The sequence below is a fragment of the Salinicola sp. 4072 genome, from assembly GCF_036663415.1.
Taxonomy (GTDB): domain Bacteria; phylum Pseudomonadota; class Gammaproteobacteria; order Pseudomonadales; family Halomonadaceae; genus Salinicola; species Salinicola salarius_A.
Genome location: NZ_JAXOVV010000046.1, coordinates 1 through 10,904 on the forward strand (window position 1 = coordinate 1; position 10,904 = coordinate 10,904).

Below are 10,904 nucleotides of genomic sequence, written 5' to 3' on the forward strand. Positions count from 1 at the left end.
GTGCTGGTGGTGCAGGAACGCCCCGATGACCTGCTGCTGCATGCCTTCTTCCTGGTCACCAACCTCGGCAAGTTCGACTGGCCGCCGGAGAAGGTCCTGGCGCTCTACCGCAAGCGCGGCAGCGCCGAGGCGCACATGGGCGAGGTGAAGTCGGCGCTCGACGTGCACCTCTCGTCGACCGATCGCGGCGCCTCCACCGTTCAGGACGTGATGGCACGCAACGAGGTGAGCCTGCTGCTCAGCCTCTACGCCTACCAGGTCCTGCATGGCCTGCGCTGCCTGCTGGAGCGGCAGACCCGGCAAGGCTGGAGCCTCAGCCGGATGCGCGAGCAGGTGCTGAAGGTCGCCGCCACGCTGAGACTGCACGCTCGGCGAATCACCGTTCATCTGGGTGCCGCCGCCGACAAGTGGTGGCCGACGCTGCTGAAGGGGTTGCCGAAGCTGACCGCACTGAGCTGACGCTCCTGCGAGACCACCACAGCATCAGAAAGCGAGCGACCGGAGCGGCGGTAGGCGATCACGGCTGCTTGGACGGCCGCCATTGATTCCAAAGAGCTATAAGTAAGTAGGAAAAGGGCTGCGTTCTGGCATTACTCAACAGCCACTCGCGCTGAAGAGGCGAATCCTGATAAGCAATGCCAACAGCCAGTACCTTCAGACCGCTCAATCAGCGCCCTCGTGAATAAGGCGGGAAGAGGGCAAGATGATCTGCCGCGAGGATCTTGCCAGGTTTCGCCATCTCTACGTCGAGCGAATGCTGGAGGAAGAGCGCGGTGAACTGGGCGAGCTGGAACACCAGGTCATCGAGAGTCTCAATAACAGGCAGCTCATCTCGAAAAACCCGGAGGACTTGCTGGACAGGTCCGCGACATTCGGGGAGCGCATGGCGGACCGGGTGGCGCTGTTCGGCGGTTCCTGGGCCTTCATCCTGACGTTCTCGGCCGTGCTGTTGGTGTGGGTCATCGTCAATGTGGGCGGGATGCTGGCCAAGCCCTTTGACCCTTATCCGTTTATCCTGCTCAATCTCGTACTTTCCAGCCTGGCCGCGATTCAGGCCCCGGTGATCATGATGAGCCAGCGCCGGCAGGAAACCAAAGATCGGTTACGGAGCGAGAACGACTACCGCATCAACCTCAAGGCTGAGCTCGAAATCCGGCAGCTCCACGAGAAGATCGATCATCAGATGGCTCAGCAATGGGATAAGTTAATCGAACTCCAGCAGATCCAGATTGAATTGTTGGAAGAGCAGAACAAGTAAAGACTAAATGAGTCGCTCATGTTCGGCGTTCGCTTGGAAAGTGATTAGATTTCAAATCTTTAACTTATTATTATCGTTTGAAGAGTCAGGCCCTTGGGTGATTGAGTGTGTTGGCAGGCTTCAGGTGACGCCATTATGCGACAATATTATTTTCAATAAAACATTTTGAAACAAAACTGGCAGCAATACTTGATTCATATCAATTTATTTAATGCCGACTGAGTTCACAGTAGGTGTCAACGCTAGGAAGGCGTTTTTGACAGGGACGAACGTTGCAGGATGCGGCGACACAGGGACGGACGGCAGGATGCCGTTATGAATTAGCAAGGACGAGCAGCGCTTGAGGGAGTCGGCCACCGACTCCCTTTCTTCGTTGCGCTTTTCGTGGGTTCGCATCTCCGACCATTGCGTCATCAGCGGCATTCGCACCGCTAGAGCAAATCTACCTGCTTATTACCTTGGATCGAACATCCAGGTTCGCCTACGCTCTCGAGCCTCGACTGACGCCCCTTCCATTTCCAATAGCGGCCAGTATCGAGCGGATGAAGCGAACGATCATCCCGGCACTTCATTGCACCTCGCTGGACCCGTTGCAGTCTCCCATCGCAGATTATCCATGGACCTATAACCGTGCCCGGCCCCCTTAGAGCGCTCAGGGCTAGAGCGCTCAAGGCAAAAACACGGGTTGGGTTCACCCCTGAGCAGTAGCAAAAAGCCCCTGGGTTTCATGACGGCCCGAACCGCTTCTTTTCGTGCCACGCAGCCAGTCGATATCTTTCTCACCGCTGAGCGGCAGTACTCGCGCTCCGTCGCTCGCCTGGCGATCGACACTGGGCGATACTTCAGGGCGCTATTCGCTGATGGAATTCAGGCCGTACATTCGCTGCCCACAGCCGTGCATGGCCGACAACAAAAATGGCTATCAAAATAGCTGTGAAAGGCTAGATTTTTGATTTTCCATACCATGGCATAAACTGGCATGAAAGTTGCATTTTAGTCGCAATAATGGCGAAATATCGTCTGCTGAAAGCATCAGATAAAGAAAATTTTCAATAGTGTAAGTCAATCTCTGGGGATTATTTTCGATGGCAAATTCTCAAGAACCGCAGGATTCTTCCGGCGATTCCTCGGCGGGGGAAGGGATCCGGCGTCCGGAAGGTAAAACGGCAATAATCGACACGGATTATGTCATTGGTCAGGACAACATCTCGTGCGTTAGGCATCAATCTCGACCTGCATGGCAAGGTGTTCACGATCTCCTCGATCGTCGTGCTCCTCTTCGTCTTCTTGACCCTGGCATTTCAGGCTCAGGTGGAACCGATACTCAGCGGAGTTCGAGACTGGCTGACCGGCAATCTCAGTTGGGTTTTTCTGATAGCGGTGGATTTCTTCGTCGTGGTCTGTATTGGCCTGATTCTGTCACCGCTTGGCAAGGTGCGTCTCGGCGGGCCGGACGCCAAACCCGATTTCAGCTACTTCGGCTGGTTTGCCATGCTGTTCGCGGCGGGCATGGGCATCGGCCTGGTGTTCTATGGCGTTTCCGAACCCATGAGCCATTTCGGTACGTCCCTGGCGGGGCCTGCTGTAGGGGCCGACGGGATTCGCACCGATTTTGCGCCACTCGGTGGTGCCGCGGGGGATGAAGCCGGGGCGCTGTCGCTTGGCATGGCGGCAACGATATACCACTGGGGCCTTCATCCGTGGGCGATTTACAGTCTCGTTGCCCTGGCGCTGGCGCTATTCTCGTTCAACAAGGGTTTGCCGCTGACGATCCGCTCGATTTTCTACCCGATTCTGGGCGAACGGGTATGGGGCTGGCCCGGCCACTGCATCGATATTCTGGCGGTTTTCTGGCCTTGCCACCTCTCTGGGGTTTGGCGCCTCCCAGGCTTCTGCCGGGCTGCATTATCTGTTCGGGGTTCCCAACAATAACGTCACGATGACTTTGCTGATCATCGCGATCACGGCAGTGGCCCTGGTTTCCGTTCTGTCCGGACTGGATAAAGGGGTGCAGCGGCTCTCGATGGTCAACATGGCCCTGGCGTTCATCCTGATGACCTTTGTCATCATCGTGGGCCCGACCTTGCTGATCGCCAAGGGATTCTTCAGCAACATCGGTTCTTACCTGGAGTATCTGCCCGCGCTATCGATGCCTTTCGGGCGGGAAGATGCCAACTATAGCCAAGGCTGGAGCGCCGTGTACTGGGCTTGGTGGATTTCCTGGTCGCCGTTCGTGGGCATGTTCATCGCTCGCGTGAGCCGTGGACGTACCGTCCGGGAGTTCCTGATTTCGGTGATGCTGGTGCCGACCGTGGTTTCGATTCTCTGGATGACCGCCTTTGGTGAAACGGCGATCCATCAGCAGCTCGACTCGGGGTTTCAGGGGGTACAGAATGCCGCGCTGGAGCTGAAACTCTTCGTCATGCTGGACCAGTTGCCGCTTGCTACCATCACGTCGGTGGTGGGCATCATCCTGGTGATCGTGTTCTTCGTGACGTCATCCGATTCCGGATCGCTGGTCATCGATTCCATCACGGCAGGCGGGAAGGTGGATGCACCGACTTCCCAGCGCGTGTTCTGGTGCCTGATCGAGGGGGCGATCGCGATAGCACTGCTGCTTGGCGGTGGGCTTGACGGGCTGCAAGCGGCTGCCGTCTCGACGGGATTGCCCTTTACCATCGTGCTGGTGATAGCGTGCTATGCGATCGTCAAAGGGCTGATATCGGAACTCAAGCAGCACAAGTCCTGATCGTTTGTCCTTCCCGTTCCTGAAGCCGGCGCAGCGCGCCGGCTTTGGCGTCCTTCTCCCGTTTCCCGTCAAGATCGCATGGGTCGCCCGGTTGGCTTCCAGGAAAGAGGTTCAGGCCAATCGGGAAACGTATTGAAACAAATCTGGCGACCATACTTGCCGTGGATCAAGTTATCGAGTGCCGATGAGGTCCACAGTAAAGGTCAACGTCAGGAAGGCGTTTTGACAGGGACGAACGCTGCAGGATGCGGCGACACAGGGATGCACGGCAGGATGCCGTGGTGATTTGGCAAGGACGAGCAACGTTTGGGGAGTCGGCCAACCGACTCCCTTTCTTCGTTGTGTTTTTCTTCGTTGTGTTTTTCTTAGTGCGCCTTCTTCGCTGGGCTTTTCTTGGTGGCGCCTTGCGTCGATTGGCATCTACGTTCCCCGGGCCGTGACCGTCGGCAGTGAGCAGAGAAATGATGGATTGGATTTCCCAGAACAGCTCCGCCATCACGGCGCTGACCAGTCTATGCACGCTGTTGGTATGGCTCTTCTATGCCCAGTTGCTTTACCTCAACTTCAAGCGGCAACGCCAACCCAAGATCATCATCAATCGTGGCTTTGGCCGTACGCTGCAGGCGCGTTGCGTCATCAGCAACATGAGCCCCGAGCCGATTTTTATCGAACATATCATCGCGATCCTTCATACCGATCAGGGCGCGATTTCCCGCGATCTGATCGATTTCGAGGAATCGACCGCCGGCCAGGGCGAAGCGGATCGGCTGGTCGAGACCACGCGGCAGGGGCCGATGCTCTCCGGCAGCTACAACCACATCGGTTCCTTCCGCGACATCATCGATCGCGTTCTGCGTTTCCATGACCTTCCGTCCGAGGATTTCCGGGCGACCGATGGCCGTACGCTGCAGGCGATAGAGCTGCGCGTCATCGCTGTCTATGGCAGTGAGGATTCCCCCGTCGGGGCTTCCCGAACGTTCGCGCTGACGATGAGCTCGGAAGGGGAAGTTCTGGTGCCGACCCGTCTCGATACTCGCCGGTACGCATCGAGACCGAAACGGCGCGAAGTTCGCCGGTGGATGCGAGAGCAGGACGGCTAGGCAAACCGAAGGCATGAAATAGCGATACGTCTCGCTCCCGGCTTTGGGGGATTGGCGAAGCGTTGTCTTGGTCAGCCGCGTGTTCAGGGGGCTTGTTCAGGGGGACGTATTCAGGAGTGGGCGTGGCGGCTCGCGGCCTGTCTTTGGGCTTCCAGCGTGCCGAGCAAGGCTCCCGCCGGCAGGTGAGTCGCCCTTGCGGCGCCGGTGCCGGCCCATTGTGCTCCGAAGCCGCTTTCGCCTCTGGCCCTGGCAGCGGCATTCAGTGCCTTGCCGAGATCGTAGGCGCAAGGGTAGGGGGCAATGTCGCCCAGCGCAGCGTCTTCGGCCCAGGCGGTGAAGCGATTGACGAGACAGCGCGCCGGACGGCCGGAAATGGCGCGGGTCATCACGGTGTCGGCGCGGGATGTCAGCCGAGCGCGGTAGGCCTCGTCGGCGGCGCTTTCCGGGCAACCGATGAACGCCGTGCCCAGTTGGGCCGCTGCCGCGCCCCAGGTCAGCGCCTGCTGAACGTTGGCGCCATCCATCAGCCCGCCGGCGGCGATGACCGGCAGCGCAATCTCGCGAACGATCTCGCGGGTCAGCGCTTGGGTCGATCGCTGTTCATCCGGCGCCGAGGGATCGAACACACCACGATGGCCGCCCGCCGCCCAGCCCTGGGCGACGACGGCATCGAGCCCGCTGGCCGCGATCCGGCGCGCCTCGGCAAGCGATGTCGCGGTGGCGATCAGCCGGCATCCCGCCTGACGCAGGGCTTCGCTCTGCGCCGGTCTGGGCAGGCCGAAATGGAAGCTGACTACGGCAGGGCGGGTTGCCAGCAGCACCTCGAGCATCGCGTCGCTGGTCTGGAAGGGTGCGTAGATCTCCTTCAGCGTTTCCGGCGGTGTCGCGTCGAAGCTGTCGAACAGCGGGCGGGCCCGTTCGATCCAGCGTCGTTCCCGCACGCTGTCACGCACCGCAGGTGCATGGCAGAAGAGGTTGACGTTGAACGGCCGAGAGGTCAGCGCCTGCGTTTCCAGAATGGCCCGGTGCGCTGCCTCTGGTGTCGAGGCGCCGAGCCCGAGGCCGCCCAAGCCCCCCCGCATTGGAAACCGCCGCCGCCATGGCCGGCGTCGCAACGCCTGCCATGGGTGCCTGAAGAATCGGAATCTCCAGGCCGAGGTCATCGAGGAGTCTGCTAGACATGTCTGTTACCTCCGTCGTTGTGGTGACCGGGTCCGTAGCCGTTCAGGCCTTCAGCGGCTGCAAGGGGCCGAAGCACTCGTAACGCCGATCATCGGCTGCCACGCCTTTCGCTTCCAGCATCTGATCGACACTTTGCATCATGGGCAGCGGGCCGCAGAAGTAATAGGTCGCGTCCCAGCCGCCGACCCAGCGCTCCAGATCGTCCGCTTCCAGCTCGCCGCCTTTCACCCGGTCATCGTCGTTGAGATCCGCTTCCCGGGGCTCGCTGAAGCAGGTGTGCAGCTCGAAGTTCGGGTAATCCTTGGCCAGCGCTTCCAGCTCGCTCGTGAAGGCGCGCAGTCCGCCGTGGCGTGCGGCCTGAACGAAGGTCACCGGCCGCGAGGCGGAGGCGTTCAACGCGGCATGGGCCATGGAGATCAGCGGCGTGATACCGACCCCACCGGCAATGAAGACCAGCGGCTTGTCCGCCGGTGTCGGCAGCTCGAGCGTGAACGCGCCGCAGGGCGGGGAAAGCTCGATACGGTCGCCCTTGGCCAGCCCATCGTGGATGCGGTTAGAGACATCGCCATCCGGAATGTCATTATCCCCACGCTCGCGCTTGACGCTGATTCGATAGGCGGACGCTCCCGGCGCGTTGGAAAGGCTATAGTTGCGCATGGCGGTGTTGCCGTCGGCGTCCTGCAGGCGGATCGAGACATACTGCCCCGGCAGGTGGGCGGGCGGCGTGCTGCCGTCTTCTGGCGCAAGATACAGGGAGACGATGTTGTCGCTCTCGATCTGGCGTCGCACGACCGTAAACGGCTTGAAGCCCGCCCAGCCCTGCTGTTCGCGCTGCTGGGCATAGATGGCCTGCTCGCGATCGATGAAGACCTGCGCCAGTTCGCCGTAGGCGGCGGCCCAGGCATCGAGAATGTCATCGGTGGCCGCGTCGCCCAGCACTTCCTGGATCGAAGCCAGCAGATTCTCGCCGACGACCGGGTAGTGCTCCGGCTGGATCGTCAATGAAGTGTGCTTCTGGGCGATCACTTCGATGGCGCTAGCCAGCGCCGAAGGGTCTTCGATGTGCTGGGCGTAGGCCAGAATGGCACCGGCCAGGGCGCGCTGCTGGCCGCCGGAGCGCTGATGCGCGGGATTGAAGTAACGCTTGACCTCCGGGTTATGCTCGAACATTCGGGCATAGAAGTGGCGGGTCAGTGTCTCGCCGTGCTGCTGGAGCACCGGAACGGTCTGCTTGATGACATCGATCTGGGCGGGAGTGGGCATGCTGTTTCCTTCTTAATGAGTATTTAGGATACCTCTTTAAATAGGAGTATCATTTACCAAATTATGACTGTCAAGCGCTGATGAAACTGACGACACACACCGATTACGCCCTGAGACTGCTGATCTATCTGGCGGTGAGAAGCGAAGAGATGCCGGCCACGGTACAGTCGGCCGCGACACATTACGGCATTTCCGCGCACCATCTGGCCAAGGTCGCCCAGACGCTGGTGCAGTTGGGTTACGTGGTGAGCCTGCGCGGGCGGGGCGGCGGTCTGCGACTTCAGTTGCCCGCCGAGGAGATCAACATCGGCGCGCTGGTGAGACAGACCGAGAACCTGGAGTTGCTGGAGTGCTTCGGGCCAAACTCCACCTGCCCGATCGAGCCAGGCTGCCGGTTGAAGGGCGTGCTATGGAAAGCCCAGCAGGCGCTTCTGGCCGTGCTGGACGGCTACGTGCTGGCCGATCTCGTCGAGAATCGCCAGGAACTGCGGATACTGCTGGGCAGCCCCGGCTGAGCCGTGCGTCCGTGATACAAGCGCGCGCGGCCGCCTACCGATTGACATCCACCACCAGCCGGCCGCGAACGTGGCCGGAGAGCAGATCACCTGCCGCGGCAATCGCCTCCGACAGGCCGATTTCGGTGGTGGTCTGTTCGAGCCGGTCAAGGTCTAGCTCCGTCGCTAGGCGGGACCACGCCACGGCCCGTTCCGCATGGGGCCGGTAGACGCTGTTGATGCCGAGCAACGACACGCCTCGCAGGATGAACGGCGCGACGGTGGCCGGGAAATCCATGCCCTGGGCCAGCCCGCAGGCTGCTACCAGCCCGTCGACCTGAGTCTGCGCGCAGGCATTGGCGAGGGTATGGCTGCCGACCGAATCGATGACGCCAGCCCAGCGCGCCTTGTCGAGCGGGCGGCCCGGTTTGTCCAGCTCGGCACGCGGCAGAATCTCGGCGGCACCCAGACGTTCCAGATAGCCCCGCTCCTCGACGCGCCCCGTCGCGGCGATGACGCGATAGCCCCGCCGCGCCAGCAGCATGACGGCGAAACTCCCCACGCCGCCGCTGGCGCCGGTGACTAGCACGTCGCCGCTCTCCGGCGTGAGCCCGTGCCGCTCCAGCGCGACGAGGCTGAGCATGGCCGTATAGCCCGCGGTGCCGATCGCCATGGTCTGGCGCAGGTCGAGTCCGTCGGGCAGGGCGGTCAGCCACTCGGAGCGCACCCGCGCCAGCTGCGCCAGCCCGCCCCAGTGCGTTTCACCGATACCCCAGCCGTTGATCAGCACGCGGTCGCCCGGTCGCCAGTCCGGGTTGTCGCTCTGTTCCACCGTGCCGGCCAGATCGATGCCGGGCACCATCGGGAATTGCCGAACCACCGCCCCCTTGCCGGTGATCGCCAGGGCGTCCTTGTAGTTGAGCGTGCTCCATTCCACCCGGACGAGCACATCGCCCGGCGGAAGCTCGTCCGTTTCCAGTCGAGACAGCACCGCCTCGGATGAGTTGTCTTCCTTCTGGTTGACCAGGATGGCGTTGAACATGGCTCTCTCCTCGAACGAGATCGGGCATCAGGGGAAGGGCGAACGGTGACGAGGGGCGATTACCGCCGATCCAGCGCCGGGGCGAACAGGATGATGAAGAACGCCAGGATCCCCAATAGGCAAAAAGCATAGTGCAGTGTAATGAAGTGGGCGGTGAATCCGATCGCCGGCGGGCCGAACAGCATGGCGCCGTAACCCAGCGTGGCAACGCTGGCGATCGCCACGCCCGGCGGCGTCTGCGGGTCATTGGCGGCGCGGGTGATCGCCAGCGGCATGATCAGGGCATAGCCCACGCCGAGCAGCACGAACCCCGCCAACGCCGTGTACAGGTTGGCAAACAGCACGGCCAGCAGCACGCCGGCCAGCGCCGAGGAACCGGCAAACCGCGCCGCCTGAGTCGGGCCGAGGATCGATATCACGCGGTCGCCGATGAGCCGCATGATCACCATCGCCATCGAGAAGACGGTATAGCCGAGCGCGGCCTGGGCCTCGCCGGCGGCAGTGACGGAGACCAGGAAGAGCGCGCTCCAGTCCGCCATGGCGCCTTCACCGATCGACGCGCACATGGCGATGATCCCCACCCACAGCAGCGGCCCCTTGGGCAGCGGAAACAGGCTGCCGCCGGGTGATCGGGGGCGGGTTTCGGACTGCCAGCCGATATGGGCGAACCGGCTGGTAACGGCGTAGAGCAGGACGGCAAAGACCGTGAAATGGACGACCAGGCTCAGGTCGAGCTTGACCGCCAGGTAACCGGCGGCGGCACCGAGACCGGCACCCAAACTCCACATCGCGTGAAGCGACGACATCACCCGCCGGCCGATGTAGCGCTCGGCCTCGCCGGCCCAGCTGTTCATGGCCACATCCATGGAACCGTGAGCACCACCGAACAGAAAGAGCGCCGGGGCGAGCAGCCACAGGTTGGGCGCCAGTGCGATCAGGATCAGCGCCAGCGCGTAGAAGGCCGCGATGGCGAGCGTCGTGCGCGCCGCGCCGAACGTGTCCGACGCGCGTCCGGCCAGCGGGAAGGAGACGATGGCGCCCAGCGCCAGCAACAGCAGCAGCAGCCCCAACTGGCCGCCATCGATGGCGTTCTGCTGGACGACGCTGGGGATTCGCGAGGCCCAGGCGCCGAAGAGCCCGCCATTCAGCACGAAGGCGGCCGCCACGGCGAGCCAGGTTTTACGGGCGCTAGGCATGAACGAGCTCCACTTGCGGGTCATTCGACACGGTTCAGGAAGAGATCATTGTAGCGTCCGAACGTAAACCGCTGCTCGGCCCATCGAATCAAAAAAAGCCGCTCGAGGAGAGCGGCACACAGGGAACAGACCACTAGAACAACTCGAACCGGATGTAGGCGGGCGCATAGAGCAGAAAGCGGCGAAGGTCGACATCGAACCTGACGTTCATCGTGACCGCGGCTACGACTCGTCTGTCGATCGATCGGGCATCAGGCCGCTTTCGGGGACAAAAGACCTCCCTCATGCGTCATCTGGATCATCATGCCTAGCGACAGGCTCAAGGCATGCAACCGATAGTTCCGGGAGTGAAACCCGCTGAGATAATCCCGGGTGCCAATGAACTCGTCACACGCGATGCAGGTGATCTCGTCCCAGTCCTGGTCTTTGTCACTGGAAAGCGCCTCGGAACAACCGCATCGCGGGCAGGAAATATCGTGTTTCATGAATAGCCGTAACTATTCAGGTGGCTGCGGATGGCATGTCGCCAACCACCTGATTTTTTTGGCATAGTGTGCCTGATCCTTCGGCACGTCTATGCGGTGACATGACCATCAGCGATATCAACGTCGACGAGGCCC

At 61.4% G+C, this 10,904-nt stretch carries 8 protein-coding genes and 2 pseudogenes; 5 read left to right on the top strand and 5 right to left on the bottom strand.

The features are described from left to right. The 4 genes and pseudogenes from R3F72_RS17925 to R3F72_RS17940 all read left to right on the top strand — a co-directional run. Nucleotides 1-459: transposase (locus tag R3F72_RS17925; RefSeq protein WP_332780407.1), on the top strand; the 459-nt coding region annotated here is incomplete at its 5' end. A 244-nt stretch (nucleotides 460-703) separates the two neighbouring features. After that, nucleotides 704-1,258 carry a DUF1003 domain-containing protein gene (locus R3F72_RS17930; RefSeq protein WP_332780408.1) on the top strand — a complete coding sequence of 185 codons (555 nt, stop codon included), beginning with the start codon at nucleotides 704-706 and terminating at the stop codon, nucleotides 1,256-1,258. Between the two features lie 1,185 nt (nucleotides 1,259-2,443). After that, a pseudogene (locus R3F72_RS17935) lies at nucleotides 2,444-4,007 on the top strand (BCCT family transporter). A gap of 464 nt (nucleotides 4,008-4,471) precedes the next feature. Beyond that, entirely contained in the window at nucleotides 4,472-5,107 is a 636-nt protein-coding gene (locus tag R3F72_RS17940) for a hypothetical protein (RefSeq protein WP_332780409.1), read from the top strand. Between the two features lie 110 nt (nucleotides 5,108-5,217). Here R3F72_RS17940 and R3F72_RS17945 read toward each other — a convergent pair whose 3' ends face one another. The 3 genes and pseudogenes from R3F72_RS17945 to hmpA all read right to left on the bottom strand — a co-directional run bounded on the left by R3F72_RS17945 (nucleotide 5,218) and on the right by hmpA (nucleotide 7,552). Next, complete coding sequence (locus R3F72_RS17945; RefSeq protein WP_332780410.1) at nucleotides 5,218-6,189, bottom strand: NAD(P)H-dependent flavin oxidoreductase; 972 nt, start codon at nucleotides 6,187-6,189, stop codon at nucleotides 5,218-5,220. A 34-nt stretch (nucleotides 6,190-6,223) separates the two neighbouring features. Continuing rightward, a pseudogene (locus R3F72_RS17950) lies at nucleotides 6,224-6,289 on the bottom strand (hypothetical protein); the annotation flags it as partial. Nucleotides 6,290-6,331: 42 nt separating this feature from the next. Beyond that, nucleotides 6,332-7,552, bottom strand: a complete 1,221-nt coding sequence (gene hmpA, locus R3F72_RS17955) for an NO-inducible flavohemoprotein (RefSeq protein ID WP_332780411.1) — start codon at nucleotides 7,550-7,552, stop codon at nucleotides 6,332-6,334. 80 nt (nucleotides 7,553-7,632) lie between these two features. Between hmpA and R3F72_RS17960 the strand changes: the two genes are divergently transcribed. After that, nucleotides 7,633-8,067: an Rrf2 family transcriptional regulator gene (locus R3F72_RS17960; protein ID WP_303856361.1), complete on the top strand. Its 435-nt coding sequence runs from the start codon at nucleotides 7,633-7,635 to the stop codon at nucleotides 8,065-8,067. A 34-nt stretch (nucleotides 8,068-8,101) separates the two neighbouring features. Here the strand turns inward: R3F72_RS17960 and acuI are convergent, their stop codons facing one another. Next, a complete protein-coding gene (gene acuI / locus R3F72_RS17965) occupies nucleotides 8,102-9,088 on the bottom strand; it encodes an acrylyl-CoA reductase (NADPH) (RefSeq protein WP_332780412.1) in 987 nt (328 codons plus the stop codon). A 59-nt stretch (nucleotides 9,089-9,147) separates the two neighbouring features. Next, nucleotides 9,148-10,284 carry an MFS transporter gene (locus R3F72_RS17970; protein WP_087720011.1) on the bottom strand — a complete coding sequence of 379 codons (1,137 nt, stop codon included), beginning with the start codon at nucleotides 10,282-10,284 and terminating at the stop codon, nucleotides 9,148-9,150. Nucleotides 10,285-10,904 lie beyond the last annotated feature (620 nt).

What these genes read in the sequence shown, in the direction of transcription:
- R3F72_RS17930 (WP_332780408.1), top strand. Translation starts at nt 704, where the DNA reads ATGATCTGCCGCGAGGATCTTGCCAGGTTTCGCCATCTCTACGTCGAG.
- R3F72_RS17940 (WP_332780409.1), top strand. Translation starts at nt 4,472, where the DNA reads ATGGATTGGATTTCCCAGAACAGCTCCGCCATCACGGCGCTGACCAGT.
- R3F72_RS17945 (WP_332780410.1), bottom strand. Translation starts at nt 6,189, where the DNA reads ATGCGGGGGGGCTTGGGCGGCCTCGGGCTCGGCGCCTCGACACCAGAG.
- hmpA (WP_332780411.1), bottom strand. Translation starts at nt 7,552, where the DNA reads ATGCCCACTCCCGCCCAGATCGATGTCATCAAGCAGACCGTTCCGGTG.
- R3F72_RS17960 (WP_303856361.1), top strand. Translation starts at nt 7,633, where the DNA reads ATGAAACTGACGACACACACCGATTACGCCCTGAGACTGCTGATCTAT.
- acuI (WP_332780412.1), bottom strand. Translation starts at nt 9,088, where the DNA reads ATGTTCAACGCCATCCTGGTCAACCAGAAGGAAGACAACTCATCCGAG.
- R3F72_RS17970 (WP_087720011.1), bottom strand. Translation starts at nt 10,284, where the DNA reads ATGCCTAGCGCCCGTAAAACCTGGCTCGCCGTGGCGGCCGCCTTCGTG.